A 16,776-nucleotide genomic window follows, 5' to 3' on the forward strand; every position below is an offset into this window, starting at 1 on the left:
TCTTTCGTGAGGTCATTCTGGCTATTTCGCCAGATACGAAAACAATCGTCCTAAAAGCCATCGAAATTTGAAAATCCCTTTCCTTGCGAAATCTTGGGAGTTTTTCGTACATCATCGGCACGGGATCGTGATCGTGCGGCGACGACGTCGGCGATGTGCGATCCGGGCCGTGCAGACCGTCGGGTGCACGGCGGGCGACACTTCTCCGGAGACGATCCATGACCGACGACACGCCGCGCGGGGCTGCCCCCTCGCGCCGGACGATCCTGCGCGCCGGCCTCGCGACCGCCGCGCTAGCGCCTCTCGGGATGCCGGCGGTCCGGGCCGCCGAGCGGACGGTCCGCCTGAGCTACCAGCGCTCCTCGACCCTGCTTACCATCCTGAAGGCCAAAGGCACCCTGGACGAACGCCTGAAGCTCCTGGGCTTCGCACCCTCCTGGCACCTCTTCACCAGCGTGATCGAGCCCATGAACGCCGGGGCCGTCGACCTCCACGCGGACGTCGCGGACGCGGTGCCGATCTTCACCCAGGCGGCCAATGCGCCGCTCACCTTCTATGCCCGCGAGGTCGGTTCCCCCGCGGCCGAGGCCATCATTGTTCCCGAGGAGTCGCCGATCCGCTCCATCGCCGACCTGAAGGGGCGCACGGTCGGCGTCTCGCGTGGGTCGGGCTGCCACTTCATCCTGGCAGCCGCCCTCAAGCGGGCGGGCCTCGCCTTCACCGACATCAAGCCGGCCTATCTCCAGGCGCCGGAGGGGCTGGCGGCCTTCGGACAGGGCAGCCTCGACGCCTGGGTGATCTGGGACCCGTTCCTCGCCATCGCTCAGGCCAAGCGGCCGGTGCGGGTGTTGGCCGACGCCACCGGCCTATCGAGCTATCACCGCTACTACCTCGCCAACGACCGCTTCGTGGCCGAGAACCCGCAAGTGGTCGGGATCGTCTACGACGCGCTCCGGCAGGCGGGCCGCTGGGTCAAGGCCGAGCCGGATGCGGCGGTAGCGCTGCTCGCGCCGATCTGGGGCGACCTCTCCCCCGAGGTGGTCGCCACGGTGAACCGGCGCCGGACCTACGCAGTCACGCCGGTGGTGCGGTCCGAACTCGGCGAGCAGCAGGCCATCGCCGACACCTTCCGCGAGGCCAGGCTGATTCCGCGCGACCTCGACGTGACCGCGGTGAATACCTGGCAGCCGCCGGCGGAGCGGGGCTGAGCGCATGACCCATCCGCTCCGCTTCGGAATCTGGGCGGCCGTCCACGGCTCCCGCGCCTCCCACCACGATCCGGACGAGCCGGACGACGCCAGCTGGGACCGCAACCGCGCCCTGGTGCTGGAGGCTGAAGCCCTCGGCTTCGACGCCGTTCTCGTCGCCCAGCACACCGCCAATCCCTACGACGACGGGCGCGACCAGCTCGAAGCCTGGACTGCCTCGGCCGCCCTGGCGGCCCTGACCCGGCGCATCGAGATCATCGCGGCGATCAAGCCCGGGCTCTACCACCCCGTGGTGCTGGCCAAGATGGCCCTGCAGATCGAGCACATCGCGCAGGGGCGGTTCGCCCTGAACCTCGTGAATGCCTGGAACCGGGCCGAGTTCGAGCGGGCGGGACTACCCTTTCCTGCCCACGACGCGCGCTACGCCTACGGCTCCGAGTGGATCGGCCTCGTCGACCGGCTGATGCGGGGCGAGCGCGTCACCCATGCGGGCCCGCACTTCCAGGTGTCGGACTATCAGCTTCGCCCGGCCGGCAGCTTCCGGCCGCGCCCGACGATCTATCTCGGTGGCGAATCCGAACCGGCCCGGGCGCTGGCGGCAAGCCAAGCCGACGTTTGGTTCATCAACGGCCAGCCCCTCGCGGAGGTCGCGGCGCTGATCGCCGACGTGGCCCGTCGGCCCGCTGCCAACGGCCCCTTGCGCTATGGGCTCTCAGCCTTCGTCATCGCCCGCGAGACCGATGCGGAGGCTCAGGCTGAGCACGCGCGCCTGCTGGCCCTGGCCGATCGCGACGCGGCTTTGCGGGCGGACACCCGGGCGCGCACGGACACGGCGAGCGTGATGTTCGCCAAGACCGACGCGGCGGCCTCCCGCCATGTCGGGACCAATGGCGGCACCGCCGCCGGCCTCGTCGGCAGCTACGACACCGTCGCTTCCCGCATCCGCGCCTTCCATGCCGCCGGAATCGAGCTGTTCATGCTGCAATTCCAACCGTTCGAGACCGAGATGCGGCGCTTCGCCGTAGAGGTCCTGCCCCGGGTGCGCTGAGGCTTAGGCGCGGGCGACGAAGCGCTGGTGGGCCGTCATGCCCACGAGCATGGCGGCGACAAAGACCGCTACGGGCAGAGCCCCCGTCGACAGGGCCGCCACGGCGGGGCCGGGACAGAGGCCCGATAGGCCCCAGCCGATCCCGAACAGGGCCGCGCCGCCGATCAGCGACGAGTCGATCCGATGGTTCGTCGGCAGGTCGAAGGCGATAGCCAGTGCCGGGCGCGGCAGGCGCCGGGCCAGGGCGTATCCGAGGCCGGCGACGCTCACCGAGCCGCCGAGCACGAAGGCCAGGGTCGGGTCCCAGGCCTGACGCCCGTCGAAGGCGCCAGTCACGTCGAGGAAGCCCTGGACCCGGGCCGGGTCGAGCATGCCAGAGAGCGACAGGCCGAGCCCGAAGATAAGACCGGCGGCGAGGGCCGCGAGCAAGTGGAGCGCCGCGCTCACGCCAGCGCCCGCAACAGGGCGACGGTGAGCATGCCGGTCCCCAGGAAGGTCAGGACCGCCGCCAGCGAGCGGGCTGAAAGCCGGGCGAGGCCGGCGACGCCGTGGCCGCTGGTGCAGCCCGAGCCGAGACGGGTGCCGAACCCGACGAGGAGGCCGGCGACGGCGAGCACCGGCAGGGAAGCGACGAAGCGCATCGCCGGCCACGCCCCGGTGGCGAGGGCGAAGACCGGCGGACCGGCGATCAGGCCGGCGACGAAGGCGGCATCGACCCACCGACGCAGGCCCCGATCCCGGCCGAGGCCGGCCACGAGGCCGCTGATTCCGGCGATGCGCCCGTTCAGGAGCATCAGGAGCGCCACCGACAGGCCGATCAGCGCGCCGCCGGCGAACCCGGACGCATAGGTATTCATGTGTATCGGCTCTCTTCCGCAACCGCGTGTCGCCTCAAGCTCGAAAGGGCCCTATCCTAGCGGGCCATGCCCCAGCGCCGCACGGTGATCCGCTCGAAGACCGCGAACACCAGGTTCTCGACCACGAGGCCGATGACGATGACCATGACGAGACCGGCAAAGACCCGGTCGGTGTAGAGTTCGTTGCGGTTCTGGAAGATGTACCAGCCGAGGCCACCCCGCCCCGAGGAAGCCCCGAACACCAGCTCGGCCGCGATCAAGGTGCGCCAGGCGAAGGCCCAGCCGATCTTCAGGCCCGACAGGATCGCCGGCAGGGCGGCCGGGATCAGGATCTGCAGGACGTAGGACGGCCCGCGCAGGCCGTAGTTGCGCCCCGCCATCCGCAGGGTCTCGGGCACGCCCTGGAAGCCCGCATAGGTGTTGAGCGCCATCGGCCACAGCACCGAGTGGATCAGCACGAAGATCAGGCTCCCTGAGCCGAGGCCGAACCAGAGCAGGGCGAGCGGAAGCAGGGCGATGGCTGGCAGCGGGTTAAACATCGCCGTCAGGGTCGAAAGCAGGTCGCGGCCGAACTGCGTCGAGACCGCGAGCGTCGTCAGCCCGAAGGCCAGCACGATGCCGGCGAGGTAGCCCTGCACCAGCACGGTGAGCGAGATCCGCACCCGGTCGATGAGCTCGCCGTTGGCGAGGCCGTCGAAGAGGGCCGACATCGTGGCGAGAAATCCGGGCAGCAGCAGGTCGTTGTCCTGCCAGCGCGCCAGCCCCTCCCAGACCAGCGCCAGGGCGGCGATGATCAGGCCCTTGCGCAGCCAGTCCCGCTGCCACAGCCGCGCCCCGAGCGGCAGCGTGCGTTCCACCGGTGCCTCCACGAAGGGCGCGAGCACCCGGTCGTATTCCGGGCGGACCGGCGGCACCAGATCGCACGAGACGCCGTTCCGCGTGAAGAGATCGGGGCGGGTCGCGGACGCGCTCATCGGTTCGCCTCCGCCGGCGCGCCGGTCTCAAACAGGCGCGCGTGCAACCGCTGCACCGCTCCCTGGAAGGCCTCGCTGCCGATGCTGGAAAGATCGAAGGCGTGGCTGTTGAACTCGGCCCGCACCCGGCCGGGATGGGGCGAAAGCAGGGCCACCCGGTTGCCGACCACGAGCGCCTCCTCGATCGAATGCGTGACGAAGAGCAGCGTGAACCGGGCCTCGTCCCAGAGGGCGAGGAGCTCTTCCTGCATTCGCCGCCGGGTCAGGGCGTCGAGCGCTGCGAAGGGCTCGTCCATCATCAGCACCCGGGGCTGCATCGCCAGGGCGCGGGCAATGGCGACCCGCTGCTTCATGCCGCCCGAGAGCTGGTGCGGGTAGCTGTCGGCGAAGGGCGTGAGTCCGACCTTGTCGATGTAGTGGCGCGCGCGCTCCTGCGCCTCCCGCCGGCTGAGCGCCTTGGCGGCGCGCAGCGGGAAGGCGACGTTCTGCACCACCGTCTTCCAGGGCGGCAGTTGGTCGAATTCCTGGAACACCACGATGCGGTCGGGCCCGGGCGCGCGCACCGGAGCGCCTGCTAGGGTGATCGCGCCCTCCACTGGCGTGATGAAGCCGGCCGCCGCTTTCAACAGGGTGGACTTGCCGCAGCCCGAGGGCCCGAGCAGGACGAAGCGGTCGCCCGCATGGATGTCGAGGTCGATCCGGTGCGTGGCCCGCACCACCCGCTGCGGCGTGCAGTATTCCAGGGTAACGCCCCGGATCTGCAGCAGGGGCGACGGGTCGGGCGCGGGGGGCGGCGGCGGCTCCGGTGACGGCCGGGCGGGGGCGGCCTCGCGTCGAGCGCCGCCGCGCGGGCGCGGCTCGGCCAGTTCGAGGACGGAGAGGTCGGACAGAGTGGCGGCGCAGATCATCGCGGGCCGCTCAGCTGCCGGTGTCGATGCGCGGATCGGCGAAGAAGTAATCGCCAATGGCCTGGGGCGCGGACTTGATCGCCCCGACCCGATGCATGAACTGGCCCAGCCCAAGGGTGTTCTCCGGCGTCACCTTGAAGGTCACGGCCGGGTTGGTGATGATGGTCTTCAGCAGCGCCGGATCGAGCTTGCTGCTGGTCGTCCGGACATAGATTTCGGCCGCCTTGCCGGGGTTCTCGGTGATGAACTTCGCTGCCTCGTCGAGCGCGTCCAGGAAGGCCTTGTAGGTCTTCGGGCTGGATTTGTAGAACGCCTCCGTCCCGTAGAGCACCGTCGAGGAGGACGGGCCGCCCTGGACGTCGTACGAATTCAAGACGATGCGGGCCTTGGGGTTCTCGGCCAGTTCCTGGTCCTGGAAGGGCGGATTGCCGAAATGCGCGGAGATCTCGGTGCCGCCTTTGATGATCGCGGCGGCCGCCTCCGGGTGCGGGACCGCGACGCTGATCCGGTCGAGCTTGGCGAAGTCCTTGTCGCCCCAGAGCTTGGCCGAGGCCCACTGCAGGATGCGCGACTGCACCGAGACGCCCACCGCAGGCACTGCGATTCGGTCCTTCTCACCGAAGTCGGCGATGCTCCTCACCTCGGGATTGTTGGTGACGAGGTAGTAGGGAAAGTTGCCGAGCGAGGCGATGCCCTTGACGTTCTGCCGGCCCCGGGTGCGGTCCCAGAGCGTGAACAGTGGCCCGACGCCGGCCCCCGCGACCTCGATGTTGCCCGACAGCAGCGCGTCGTTGACCGCCGCACCACCCGAGAGCTGGACGTAGTCGACCTTGATGTCGAGGCCAGCCGCGTTGCCGTGCTTCTCGATGAGCCTCTGGTCCTCGACCACGTTGAGGAGCAGGTAGACGACGCCGAACTGCTTGGCGATCCGTAGCTGTCCCTCGGCCGCCGCCGCGCCGCCAGCGAGCGACGCGCACAGGGCCAGCCCGCCGAGCAAGGCACCCGCCAGGCGCCGCGGGAGAATGAAGTGTTGCCTGGTCGTCATTGTGTCCGCCGCCGACATGTCTGGAGAAGTTGTCTTGTCTAAAGGCAATCCAGGTGATCCGGGTCGATAAAGAGCCGTGGATCGATGGCGCAGATGGTATCTTGTGTCGGGGTTAGGTCAATAAAAGCGCCATCTTTATTCCGATCGCCCTGGAGAATGCTTGTGTCTCATGCGCGGTCTTCCGGAGAGCATTTCTCCCGACGGGCAATTTAGCGCCGGAAACCCGTTTTGGTGCGGGGAAGTACCGCTTCCTTTCGCCGGACCTCTCTGCAGGCGTTGCGCTCTCCGCGGGGACCGGAGTCAGAATGAACGTCCTGGCCGGAATTTCTCCCTGAAACCGGCGTATCCGGAGGCTATTTCTATTGCCGTGCGCTGAATATGGAAAGATTTTTGCGTTGATAACCTCGGCCGAATACATTTGAATTTCGCTCTCGGAGGCGCTGTCGCCTCTGCCCTCACGCACTTCGTGTCATGCGGCTCCGCCTCGCGATCGTTCCCCACCCCTGTTCGACTACATCCGCTGCGCCAGCCAGTTCGACGCGCCGCAATCCATCGGTGCGGACGAGACCTACCCCCTAAGCGCCTAAGTCCCTCACCCCGAAGGACTTCTGCCGCAGGACTCCGGCACGCTCCCGGCGGTGGCGATGCCGAACCGGCAGGGCTTCACCGGGGATGCACGCCCCGACATCCCGGTGACAGTTCGCTGAGCTGGTAAGGTCGGCCGCGCAGGAGAAGCCTGCTGTCAGGACCCATCCGGAAGGAAGGCTGTGCCCGCAGGCCACCGATCTTTGGAAACCGCTCTCATTGACCCTGGAGGCCCCGGATCGGCACACTTCCCCGAGGCGCGGCGCTCCCGTCCGTGCCCCGCAAAGGTCCGTCCGTGGACCCCGGACCGCGCCACCGGCACCCCCTCGCCACCCTTCTCGAGCGACGACTTTCAGACCGGAGAAAACGATGGTTCTCGGAGATCAGGTTGTATTTGCCCGGCTCGACGTGGCCGATGCCCTCGGGATCTGGCGCCACGCCACCGGGCGAATCGTCGACGTCCTGCCGGCCCGGGACGGGGCGCAGGTCGTGGACGTGCAATTCGACGGACATGGCCTCCTCGTGGGCTACATCGCCGCTCTCTTCCAGCGCGTCGGGTGAGGCCGATGCCGCCGCGCACCGCCCGGACCTCGCGATCCGCATGAGCCGATACACATGACCGCCGGCAGTCAGGCCTCGCGCAGTCCCAGCAACCTCCTGCGCCCGCCCCTGCGCAGCGTGAGCCAGACCACGGCCGGCTCCGACGTCTGGCGGGCGATGCGTGCCGAGGCGGAGGCGGCCCTGATCGAGGAGCCGCTCTATGCCGGCATCATCCAGGCGACGGTGCTCGACCAGCCCAGTCTGATCCACGCCTTCGCCTACAGGCTCGCCCATCGCCTCGGCGACGGCGACCTCGCGCGGCTCTCCACCCGCGATCTCTGCCTCTCGGCCTTCGAGGCCGACCCGCATGCGGGCGAGCACGCCGTGCGCGACCTCGTGGCCATCCGCGAGCGTGACCCGACCTGCCGGCGCTACCTCGACCCCTTCCTCTTCTACAAGGGGCTTGCTGCCCTGGAGGGCTACCGGGTGGCGCACTGGCTCTGGCACCAGGGCCGGGCCACCCTGGCGCTGCACATCCAGAGCCGGATCTCCGAGGTGTTCGGCGCCGATATCCACCCGGCAGCGCGGATCGGCTCGGGCGTCTTCATCGACCACGCCACCGGCGTCGTCATCGGAGAGACCACGGTGATCGCCGACGACGTCTCGATCCTGCAATCGGTGACGCTCGGGGGCAACGGCAAGGAGAGCGGCGACCGCCACCCGAAGATCGAGCGCGGCGTGCTCCTCAGCGTCGGCGCCAAGGTGCTCGGCAACATCCGGGTCGGCGAAGGCGCGAAGGTGGCCGCCGCGGCCGTCGTCCTGCACGACGTGCCGGCCCACACCACCGTGGCAGGCGTGCCGGCCCGCGTCGTGTCGCGCATCAGTTCGGCCGAGGACCCCGCTCAGACCATGGACCAGTTCTTCGGCGACGGGATCTGACAGGTGCGGGGGCCGGACGTCCCCCGGGGCAGCGACTGACCCGTCCATCGATCTCCGGCCGGTCCCCATACCCGGCCGCACAAGCGGGTCTCCCTTGCCGGGCGGACCGGATTTCAGGCCAAGTCGCTCCGACCGTTTCCCGCCCCCCTTATCTCGGACAACAATTTCCTCCAATCTCGCAGTAATATAATCTAAATTTTTGCCATCATTGATTTATAGACTGATTGAGTCTCATAAATATTCAAATATAGAATATCTTTCCGTTGACGTTCGCGCAAAGTAACGGTTAGAACCGCATCGCGTCCGGCGCTGTACAATTTATTATGCCGGGTACGACAGGACTATGCGGTGTTCCCCGCAGCGCTGTCCTTGATCGCGTAGTCGCTCGACTGCGCACGCGAAGATCCATGGCCGGATGCGCACGGCATTACCCAACAATCCAGACGGACCACACGGAGACGACCAGACATGAGCGGACAGGGGCAGAGCGTGGGCGCATCCGCAGCACGCAATCTATCGACGGCGACCGTCACGTCGGTCCAGAACCTCGCCAACACCCCGCGCTGGTTCCTGCGGCTTCTGCCCTTCGTCAACGTGGATGGCGGCGTCTACCGCGTGAACCGGCGCGCCGTCGTGCTGGCCAAGCCCGGCCGCATCGCGTTCGCCAGCGCCGACAAAGCGCGCACGATCAGCCCCGCTTCCCTGCGCGCCGTGCCGCCGTTCAGCCGTCTGGGCGATGCCGAACTCGCGGCCCTCGCCGACCGGTTCACCGAGAGCAAGCACAAAGCCGGAGAGACGATCTCGGAAGGGGGCGCGGGCGACCGCAGCCTGACCATCGTCGCCGACGGCACCGTCGAACTGTCCCTGTCCGGGCCCTACCAGAACCGCCTGCGTTCGGGGCTCGCCACCCGCGGCGACTTCTTCGGTGACGACGCCCTCACGGGCGACGGCCAGCCCGCTCCCGCCGTCAAGGCGCTCTCGGCCGTCACGCTGCTGACCCTTGACCGGGCGGCCCTGGACGACGCCGCCGTCAAGAATCGCATCGCGCAGTATGTCGAGGAGCGCGACCGCTTGAAGGGTCACACCAACAGCCACGGCGAGCAGGGCATCGAGCTGCTCGCGGTGCAGACCGGCGCGCCGCGCCTGCCGAGCACCTTCGTGGATTACGAGATCGACCCGCGCGAGTACCACCTCTCCACGATCCAGACGATCCTCAACACCCATACCCGCGTCACCGACCTCTACTCCAACGAGATCGACCAGCTACGCGAGCAGATCCGCCTCACGGTCGACGCCGTGAAGGAGCGGGAGGAGTGGGAGCTGCTCAACAATTCCGAGTTCGGCCTGCTGAACGAGGTCGGCGGACGCCAGCGCATCCCCACCCGCGGCGGCCCGCCGACCCCGGACGACCTCGACGAGCTGCTGACGCTGGTCTGGAAGAAGCCCGCGTTCTTCGTGGCGCATCCCCGCGCCATCGCGGCCTTCGGCCGGGAAGCCACCCGCCGCGGCGTGCCCCCGGTGGTGATCCACTTGTTCGGCGCGCCCTTCATCACCTGGCGCGGCGTGCCGCTGGTGCCGAGCGACAAGCTGCCGATCGACACCGATCCGGTCACCGGATCCCAGACCACCTCGATCCTGCTGCTGCGCGTCGGCGAGGGCGAGCAGGGCGTGGTCGGCCTGCAGAAATCCGGCGTCACCGGCGAGATCGAGCCTGGCCTGTCGGTGCGCTACATGGGGACCAACGACCATTCCATCGCTTCCCACCTCGTGACCCGCTACTTCTCCGCCGCAGTGCTGGTGGAGGATGCCATCGCACGCCTCGATAACGTTCTGCTGGGCAACTACCATGACTACGCCTGAGGCCGGCGTGTTGGGCTCGTCCGGCTTCGGTCTGCCCATGGGCGCGGGCGGCGACTCCGCCGGTTCCTTGGCGCATGCCGACCTCGTCGGACGCCTCGCCCGCGAGATCTACGGCCAGGGCCAAGCGGCGTCCGCGCCGCTGGCCCCCGCGCTGCCGGCCGCGTCGCAGGGTCCCCAGGGTCTGGAAAGCCTTCCCCAGGCCCCCGGGCAGCCATCGCTTCCGGGTGACGTCATCGGCACGCCCTTGGTGCCCTCGGACGCCCTGCCGTCGGGCTTCCAGCCCGACGCCGCGGCCCTCGGGGCGCGCAATTTCGGTGGCCCGCGCGTCGGGCTTCCGGGCCTGACCGGGCCGTCGGCCGCCAACCCGTTCGGTGCCACGCCAGCGCCAGCGGGCGCCGGCTTCCTCGACACGGCGACGATCCCTTCGGTCCATCCCCTCACCGACCCGTTATCGGTCCGGCACGGCCTCCCGGAATTCTTCGTGCCCACCGTGCCGGAAGTGGCCGCCTTCCTACCCGGCGGCCCCGACCTGCACCGGACGATCGCCCAGGATCATCCGCGCGCGAACGCCTTCGCGCACGCGATCGCACCGAGCCTCGTGCCGGCCGATCCAGCGAAGCGTGGCGGGGACGTCGCTCAGGCAAACTCTCAGCGCACAGGGCGCCTCTCGGGAGAGCCCGTCCGCTCGGCGCAGCCGGGCGGTGACGCGGCGTCCGCTTCCGGCGACTATTATTTCCTGTCCGATTCTTCCCCGACACAGTCCCAGCGCGCCTCGAGGCCGCACGCCTCCCCGCGCGCCGAGCCCTCGCGGCACGGCGGGCCGGCTCCGCGCGTGAGCTCCCACGAGTCGAGCCCGGTGGCGGCGCCCTTCGATGTCGAGCGCGTCCGCAAGGACTTCCCGGCCCTCCACCAGAGCGTCAACGGGCACCCCCTGGTCTGGCTCGACAACGCGGCCACCACCCACAAGCCGCAGAGCGTCATCGACGCCACGTCCGAGTTCTACGCGCGCCACAACTCGAACATCCACCGGGCCGCCCACACCCTGGCGGCGCGTTCCACCGACTTGTTCGAGGGCGGGCGCGAGAAGGTCCGGCGCTTCCTCAACGCGCCCTTCAAGGACAACATCGTCTTCCTGCGTGGCACCACGGAGGCGATCAACCTCGTGGCCAACGCGTATGGCCGCGCCAACATCGGTCCAGGCGACGAGATCATCGTCTCTCAGATCGAGCACCACGCCAACATCGTGCCCTGGCAGCTGCTGACCCAGGCTACGGGCGCGACCCTGCGGGTGATCCCGGTGGACGACCGCGGCGAGATCATCTTCGAGCAGTTCGCCGCCCTGCTCTCGGGCCGCACCAAGATCGTCTCGGTAACCCACGTCGCGAACGCACTCGGCACCATCAACCCGGTCCGTGAGATCATCGCGCTGTCCCACGCCTACGGCGTGCCGGTGCTGGTGGATGCGGCGCAGTCCTCGCCCCACATCCCCCTCGACGTGCAGGCGCTCGATGCCGACTTCCTCGTCTTCTCCGGCCACAAGGTGTTCGGGCCGACGGGAATCGGTGCCCTCTACGGCAAGAAGCACCTCCTGGAAGCGATGCCGCCCTGGCAGGGCGGCGGCCACATGATCGAGGACGTCACCTTCGCGAAGACCGTCTACAAGGGCGCGCCGGAGAAGTTCGAGGCCGGCACGCCCGACATTGCCGGCGCGGTCGGCCTCGGCGCCGCCCTCGACTACCTGAATGGGGTCGGACTGCCCGGCATCGCCGCCTACGAGCACGACCTGCTGGACTACGCGCAGGCCGGCCTCGCCGACGTGAAGGGTCTGCGCCTGATCGGTACCGCCCGCCAGAAGGCAAGCGTGATGTCCTTCGTCATCGACGGGCACACAAATGAAGCTGTGGCCCACCATCTCGATGCCCACGGCATCGCGGTGCGATCGGGCCATCATTGCGCCCTTCCGGCCCTGCGCCGTTTCGGCGTCGACCAGTCGGTGCGGGCCTCGCTCGCCTTCTACAACACCCGCGCGGACGTGGATGCCTTCCTGACGGCGATGCACCGCTTGCCGCGGCGATAGGAAAGGCGGTCTTGCCTTGGCCGAGTTAAAAAATGACCGGTCCGCTGGAGTCCGCAATTCGGCAGCCTTGACGAACGCATGTACGACCGGGTTGGGTCGGGATCCGTTCGTCCGCTCTACGTCTGGGTTGGTTGGAAAGCAGTCCGGCTGCTATCGGAGGCGTGCTGTGCTTAAGCAGACTTAGGCACATGAAACGGGTGCCAGACGACTGGCTCATCTGCTTCTATCGGCAAGGCTGGAAAACGCTCTAGGAGTGCCACCGCGTACGGCTCCTTTGGCCTATTCGACGTCCAACTTGGATGGCACCTATCGGCCGCACCCGGTCAGGCTGGTACCGACGGAGATAAGGGCGATGCCCCCGGCCCCGAGCAAGAGTCGTCCCAAGACAAGAAAGGCCAACGTACGCCCGACGTGTGCCGGTCGCTGCGCCGGCACGGGCATATCGTCGTTCGCAGAATGATGCAGGCAGCCGCGGAAGGGCGAGGCCGTCCCAATGCCCGAGATGGCGGGCATCGAGGACTTCTGCGGATGACTGCGGTGCGCGCACATGGGCCCGCCCCTTTCGTCCGCGATCATGCTCCGGGTCCATCGAAGCCGCAAGCCGGTGGACCGACTTGCGGAACCAAGGTGTCGTTCGCTCAGGGCTTGGCCTCAAGCGACACCACCTCGTCGCCGTGCCATCGCACCTGGAAGCCAGCCTCGGCGGTCGCTTCCGAGACAATGGCCTTCCAGTCCGAAGGATGGCGCTCGGCGGCTCGTTCGTAGACCAGTTCGCAGATGCGCGTGACGCTCCCAACGGACGTCGCGCCGCGGCTGGTCCAGTAGCGGTTCAGGCTGGCGAAGGCGACGTCGTACAGGCGCGCCTGCTCGGCAGCGAGGAAATCCAGCCGCATGTCCTCGAATTCAGCGGGTCTGAGCATCGGCAAGGCGCTCCCAGGTCACAGCCATGTCGATCCGGCGGATGCCGAACCGACCCCGTCCTGCCGGGACTACGGCAATGCACCGATCATGCCCTTGGCCTCGCTCATGGTGTTCTCGCAGGCACGCTTGTCGCCGCTGCGGTCCTCGCCGACTGCACGGAGGATGAGGGTTCGGGCCTCCGCCACGTGAGTGGCCGTCGAGACCATCGCGAGGTCGCTCGGTGCGTCGAGGCGAGCCGCCTGGATGCCACGGGGCGAACCGGTGCGCAGCGTATGGCCTTCCTGCAGGCCGGTGACCTGGATGGCACCGGCACTGTCGAGGCGTCGCTCGATGGTACCGATCTGCTCGGCGCAGGAAGAGGCGAGCGCCGGAAGCGGCAGGGCGGCGATGGCAAAGGTCGCGAGAATGTAGGCTGGGCGCATCTTGAGACTTCCCGGGCGGTGGCAGCATCCCAGCCTCGTTCCACGAACGGGTAACCGGATGCCGTCCCTCACGCGGCGATGCGAGGGTAGCGTCCACTCAACGGCTCGCCAGCGCTTTGTGTTGCATCGCAACATGAAGCGCGGGGCTGCCCTGCATTGGGCGACGCGACGAACCGTCAGACTTCAGAGCCCTCAGACGGCGAAAGCTCGCCGCAGGGCATCGGCGTCGTAGGGCTTCTTGACTACAGGCACGGTTCCGAGGTCGGCCGGGATCCTGAAGCTTTCGCCATAGCCCGTCGCGAAGGCGTAGGGGATGCCGAGTTCGGCCAGCCGACGAGCGACCGCGATGCTCGTCTCGGAACCGAGGTTGACGTCGAGGAGGGCCCGGTCGGGCGGCGATGCCTCGATCAGGCGCAGGGCGTCCCGGGTCGATGCCGCCATGTCGACGGTCTCGGCGCCGAGCGCGGTCAGCACCTCCTCGGCTTCCAGGGCGATGATCATATTGTCCTCGACCACCAGGACCGTGCCGGTCAGTTGAAGCGGGACCGCCGGCTGCTCGCGCTTGACGGGGGACGCGGAGACAGGCGGGGCGGCCCGGAGGTACACCGGCGGCAGCGAGAACCGCGCCTCGACGCCGGTGAGCTCGTATCGGATCTCGGCCGTGCCTTGCAGTTCGTACGGGATCGACCGTTCGATAATGGTGGTGCCGAAGCCTCGGCGCTTAGGTGCACGCACCGTCGGTCCCCCGCTCTCACGCCAGTGCAGGACGAGGTAGTCGAGCGCGTCGCGTTCCCAGCGGATGTCGACCCGGCCGTGCCGGTCGCAGAGAGCGCCGTACTTGGCTGAGTTCGTCATCATCTCGTGCACGACGAGCGCGATCGTCGAGAACGCCTGCGGCTCCAGGAGGACGTCGGCCCCCTCCAGCACCAGCCGGTCGGCCTTCTCGCCAAGGTAGGCGCCAGCCTCCAGCAGGATGAGATTGCGCAGGGAGCCGGGCCCCCAGTTCGAGGTGGTGATCTGGTCGTGGGCCCGGGCAAGGGCCTGGATGCGGCTGCCGACCAGGGCCGCGAACTCCTCGCCGCTGAGCTCGCTGGAGCGGCTCTGCGTGACCACGCCCCGGATCAGGTTGAGGATGTTGCGGACGCGGTGATTGAGCTCGGCGATAAGGAGTTCCTGCCGCTCCTGGGCGCCCTTGCGCTCCTTCTCGGCCGAATCCGTGAGCCGCAGGATGACCTCAAGCAGGGTGACCCGGAGTGCTTCGGCGGTCCGTAACTCGACCTCGGCCCAGGGAAGGGATCGCCCGTGCACGACCTCGCGCCAAGCCTCGAAGCTCTTGCGCGGGGTCAGGCGCACGCCGTTCGGGCCCGGGATCGCGGGCTTCTCGGGATTGCCTGCCCAGGTCACCGTGCGCGAGACCTCGGAGCGGAAGAACACGAGGAAGTCGCGCGGGGTACGGGAGACCGGGATGGCGAGCATGCCGGCGGCGCGTTCGGTGAAGTCCTGTCCAGGCTCGTGCACCCGCCCGATCTCGTCGATGGCATAGGGTCGGCTCGCCGCCGTCCGGTTGAGGAAGCGCACGAGGCCGGCGAACTCCTCCGCCGTCGGCGTCGCGCCCTGGAGCGTGACCTCGCCGTTGACCCAAAGCCCGATGCCGTCGCAGGGCACGATGCCGGAGAGTTCGTCTAGGAAGCCGGAGAGCTCCTCAAGGCTGGTCCCGCCCGAGGCGAGCGCGCTCATCAGGCGGGTATGGATCTCGCGCGAGCGGCCCTCCTGGGCGGCCTCGACCTCGCGCTCGCGGCTCTCCAGGATCCAGGAGAACATCTGCCCGAACAGCTCCGCGCCGGTCCGGCGCTCCAGGGTGATGTGGCGCGGCTCCATGTGGTGGCAGGCAAACAGGCCCCAGAGACGACCGTTGCGCAGGATCGAGACCGACAGCGAGGCGGCCACGCCCATGTTGCGCAGGTATTCGAGGTGGATCGGCGAGACCGTGCGAAGGGTCGAGAGGGAGAGGTCGAGCGGCGCTCCGTCGGGGTCGCGCGCCGGCACCACCGCGGCGCCGGGTGCGTCGACGTCGGCGATGATGCGCAGCCAGTTGCGTTCGTAGAGGGCGCGGGCCTGCTTCGGGATGTCGGAGGCCGGGTAGTGCAGGCCGAGGTAGCGGTCGAGGCCGGAGCGCACCGCCTCCGCGACGACCTCACCCGAGCCGTCCTGCGCGAAGCGATAGACCATGACCCGGTCGAAGCCGGTCAGCGCCCGCATCTGCCGGGCGGCCTCGCGGCAGAGCGGCTCGAACCCGGCTGTCTGCTGGAGACGGGTGACCATGCTGCGCACAAGGTTGCCGGCACTGAGATGCTCCGGCGCGCTGGGTTCGGCCTCGATGACGATGGAGCCGCCCGAAAGGTGTAGGGCGACGTCGAACAGGGGCTGGTCCAGCAGCAACCGGACCCCGAACACCCGGTCGACGGCATCGGGGCCGCGCAGGGTCTGAAGGTGACCCCGCAGGACGTGAATAGCCTCGCTGTCGATGAGCTCGTCCAGCGGCAGGCCGAGCATCGCCTCGACGGGACGCCCCAGCCACTCCGATGCGTTCGCGCTCGCCCGCGCCACGATCCAGTCCGGGGACACGGCCAGCAGGAAGCCGAAGCCTTGGACGGCCCCGAGGATGTGGATCGGCTCGCGGTCGCACGAGCTCAGGTCGACGGATGCGGGGGGCTGGCCGTCAATCGTCTGGGTCATGTCTTGGGAAGCTTGGGGCACGCGAACCGCCTCTCGGTTCGCCCTGCATTCTCTTCCGAGGCATTCACGGCAAACCGATGGCGGTCACTACAGAGAAAATGCGGAGATGCCCGTTCCGTCGATACGTCGATCCGGGTCGAGGACGTGGTTCAATCATGCGGGAACGGACCATTGTATAGTTTCATACGTTGTACTTGCGTCGGCTCCGGATGCAGTCGACCACATCGTGTACCGGGAGGCGACCATGCCCATCAGGATACCCTCACGACCAGGGTTTGACCGGGCAGCATGCCTGACGGAGTTGAGCGCCTGCATCGCCGAGGCCGAGGCGTCCTCCTCCGCCCAGGCCGCCACGGTCCGCATCCTTTCTCGGACGGGGTACGATGCGTCCGAGGCCATCCAGGCCTTGTGGGGCGAGATGGATGCCCTTGCAGCCTTGCGGGAAGTCCGAAGCTTCCTCGGAACGGGCCATCCTTAGAACGAGAGCCAGCCTCTCCCTGCGGTAAGGTGACCAGGGCCGGCCGCCGATGCCTCAGCGCTGCAGGCGGTCCCTTGCCGACACGGCGCGCCGGAGCGTGCGCGAGAGATCCTCCACCGAGTAGGGTTTTTTCAGGAATGGGAAGCCGTGGGTGCCTTCCTCCGCCAAGGGTGCGTCG

14 protein-coding genes are annotated in these 16,776 nt (G+C 68.4%); 6 read left to right on the forward strand and 8 right to left on the reverse strand.

Features of this window, described 5'->3' with window-relative positions; all coding sequences use genetic code 11:
- The first annotated feature begins 218 nt into the window (after window positions 1-218).
- Entirely contained in the window at window positions 219-1,208 is a 990-nt protein-coding gene (locus ASG51_RS03415; RefSeq protein WP_082513855.1) for an ABC transporter substrate-binding protein, read from the forward strand.
- Window positions 1,209-1,212: 4 nt separating this feature from the next.
- Entirely contained in the window at window positions 1,213-2,256 is a 1,044-nt protein-coding gene (locus ASG51_RS03420; protein WP_056213019.1) for an LLM class flavin-dependent oxidoreductase, read from the forward strand.
- Window positions 2,257-2,259: 3 nt separating this feature from the next.
- On the opposite strand, the gene ASG51_RS03425 is transcribed toward ASG51_RS03420, so the two are convergent.
- Genes ASG51_RS03425 through ASG51_RS03445 form a run of 5 tightly spaced genes read right to left on the reverse strand, consistent with a single transcriptional unit; the run spans window position 2,260 to window position 6,040 of the window.
- Window positions 2,260-2,703 (reverse strand): DUF6691 family protein, encoded by a 444-nt coding sequence (locus ASG51_RS03425; RefSeq protein ID WP_056213022.1) that lies wholly within the window; start codon window positions 2,701-2,703, stop codon window positions 2,260-2,262.
- Window positions 2,700-3,113 (reverse strand): YeeE/YedE family protein, encoded by a 414-nt coding sequence (locus tag ASG51_RS03430; protein WP_056213024.1) that lies wholly within the window; start codon window positions 3,111-3,113, stop codon window positions 2,700-2,702. Before ASG51_RS03430 ends, ASG51_RS03425 begins: the two co-directional genes overlap by 4 nt.
- A 56-nt stretch (window positions 3,114-3,169) precedes the next feature.
- Complete coding sequence (locus ASG51_RS03435) at window positions 3,170-4,087, reverse strand: ABC transporter permease (protein ID WP_056213027.1); 918 nt, start codon at window positions 4,085-4,087, stop codon at window positions 3,170-3,172.
- Complete coding sequence (locus ASG51_RS03440) at window positions 4,084-4,995, reverse strand: ABC transporter ATP-binding protein (RefSeq protein ID WP_056379107.1); 912 nt, start codon at window positions 4,993-4,995, stop codon at window positions 4,084-4,086. The genes ASG51_RS03435 and ASG51_RS03440 overlap by 4 nt, the downstream gene beginning before the upstream one ends.
- Before the next feature lie 10 nt (window positions 4,996-5,005).
- Window positions 5,006-6,040 carry an ABC transporter substrate-binding protein gene (locus ASG51_RS03445; protein WP_056213032.1) on the reverse strand — a complete coding sequence of 345 codons (1,035 nt, stop codon included), beginning with the start codon at window positions 6,038-6,040 and terminating at the stop codon, window positions 5,006-5,008.
- A 954-nt stretch (window positions 6,041-6,994) separates the two neighbouring features.
- Between ASG51_RS03445 and ASG51_RS03450 the strand changes: the two genes are divergently transcribed.
- The 4 genes from ASG51_RS03450 to ASG51_RS03465 all read left to right on the forward strand — a co-directional run bounded on the left by ASG51_RS03450 (window position 6,995) and on the right by ASG51_RS03465 (window position 12,041).
- Entirely contained in the window at window positions 6,995-7,186 is a 192-nt protein-coding gene (locus ASG51_RS03450) for a hypothetical protein (RefSeq protein ID WP_056213034.1), read from the forward strand.
- A gap of 54 nt (window positions 7,187-7,240) precedes the next feature.
- The gene (gene cysE / locus ASG51_RS03455) at window positions 7,241-8,104 is read left to right on the forward strand and encodes a serine O-acetyltransferase (protein ID WP_056213036.1); all 864 of its coding nucleotides are present in this window, start codon (window positions 7,241-7,243) and stop codon (window positions 8,102-8,104) included.
- A gap of 468 nt (window positions 8,105-8,572) precedes the next feature.
- On the forward strand, window positions 8,573-9,964 hold the full coding sequence (locus ASG51_RS25315; protein WP_056213039.1) for a family 2B encapsulin nanocompartment shell protein: 1,392 nt from the start codon (window positions 8,573-8,575) through the stop codon (window positions 9,962-9,964).
- Entirely contained in the window at window positions 9,951-12,041 is a 2,091-nt protein-coding gene (locus tag ASG51_RS03465) for a family 2A encapsulin nanocompartment cargo protein cysteine desulfurase (RefSeq protein ID WP_056379108.1), read from the forward strand. The genes ASG51_RS25315 and ASG51_RS03465 overlap by 14 nt, the downstream gene beginning before the upstream one ends.
- A gap of 638 nt (window positions 12,042-12,679) precedes the next feature.
- Here the strand turns inward: ASG51_RS03465 and ASG51_RS03475 are convergent.
- The 3 genes from ASG51_RS03475 to ASG51_RS03485 all read right to left on the reverse strand — a co-directional run bounded on the left by ASG51_RS03475 (window position 12,680) and on the right by ASG51_RS03485 (window position 16,120).
- On the reverse strand, window positions 12,680-12,961 hold the full coding sequence (locus ASG51_RS03475; protein ID WP_056379110.1) for a hypothetical protein: 282 nt from the start codon (window positions 12,959-12,961) through the stop codon (window positions 12,680-12,682).
- A 69-nt stretch (window positions 12,962-13,030) separates the two neighbouring features.
- A complete protein-coding gene (locus tag ASG51_RS03480; protein WP_055955800.1) occupies window positions 13,031-13,384 on the reverse strand; it encodes a hypothetical protein in 354 nt (117 codons plus the stop codon).
- Between the two features lie 192 nt (window positions 13,385-13,576).
- Window positions 13,577-16,120 (reverse strand): HWE histidine kinase domain-containing protein, encoded by a 2,544-nt coding sequence (locus tag ASG51_RS03485; RefSeq protein WP_056379112.1) that lies wholly within the window; start codon window positions 16,118-16,120, stop codon window positions 13,577-13,579.
- Window positions 16,121-16,776 lie beyond the last annotated feature (656 nt).

The organism is Methylobacterium sp. Leaf465, assembly GCF_001424705.1.
Taxonomy (GTDB): Bacteria; Pseudomonadota; Alphaproteobacteria; order Rhizobiales; family Beijerinckiaceae; genus Methylobacterium.

Bases quoted from the DNA above. Each gene is read 5' to 3' on its own strand.
- ASG51_RS03480 (WP_055955800.1), bottom strand. From the start codon at position 13,384: ATGCGCCCAGCCTACATTCTCGCGACCTTTGCCATCGCCGCCCTGCCG.
- ASG51_RS03445 (WP_056213032.1), bottom strand. From the start codon at position 6,040: ATGACGACCAGGCAACACTTCATTCTCCCGCGGCGCCTGGCGGGTGCC.
- ASG51_RS03420 (WP_056213019.1), top strand. From the start codon at position 1,213: ATGACCCATCCGCTCCGCTTCGGAATCTGGGCGGCCGTCCACGGCTCC.
- ASG51_RS03435 (WP_056213027.1), bottom strand. From the start codon at position 4,087: ATGAGCGCGTCCGCGACCCGCCCCGATCTCTTCACGCGGAACGGCGTC.
- ASG51_RS03430 (WP_056213024.1), bottom strand. From the start codon at position 3,113: ATGAATACCTATGCGTCCGGGTTCGCCGGCGGCGCGCTGATCGGCCTG.
- ASG51_RS03465 (WP_056379108.1), top strand. From the start codon at position 9,951: ATGACTACGCCTGAGGCCGGCGTGTTGGGCTCGTCCGGCTTCGGTCTG.
- ASG51_RS03485 (WP_056379112.1), bottom strand. From the start codon at position 16,120: ATGACCCAGACGATTGACGGCCAGCCCCCCGCATCCGTCGACCTGAGC.
- ASG51_RS03475 (WP_056379110.1), bottom strand. From the start codon at position 12,961: ATGCTCAGACCCGCTGAATTCGAGGACATGCGGCTGGATTTCCTCGCT.
- ASG51_RS25315 (WP_056213039.1), top strand. From the start codon at position 8,573: ATGAGCGGACAGGGGCAGAGCGTGGGCGCATCCGCAGCACGCAATCTA.
- ASG51_RS03450 (WP_056213034.1), top strand. From the start codon at position 6,995: ATGGTTCTCGGAGATCAGGTTGTATTTGCCCGGCTCGACGTGGCCGAT.
- cysE (WP_056213036.1), top strand. From the start codon at position 7,241: ATGACCGCCGGCAGTCAGGCCTCGCGCAGTCCCAGCAACCTCCTGCGC.
- ASG51_RS03415 (WP_082513855.1), top strand. From the start codon at position 219: ATGACCGACGACACGCCGCGCGGGGCTGCCCCCTCGCGCCGGACGATC.
- ASG51_RS03440 (WP_056379107.1), bottom strand. From the start codon at position 4,995: ATGATCTGCGCCGCCACTCTGTCCGACCTCTCCGTCCTCGAACTGGCC.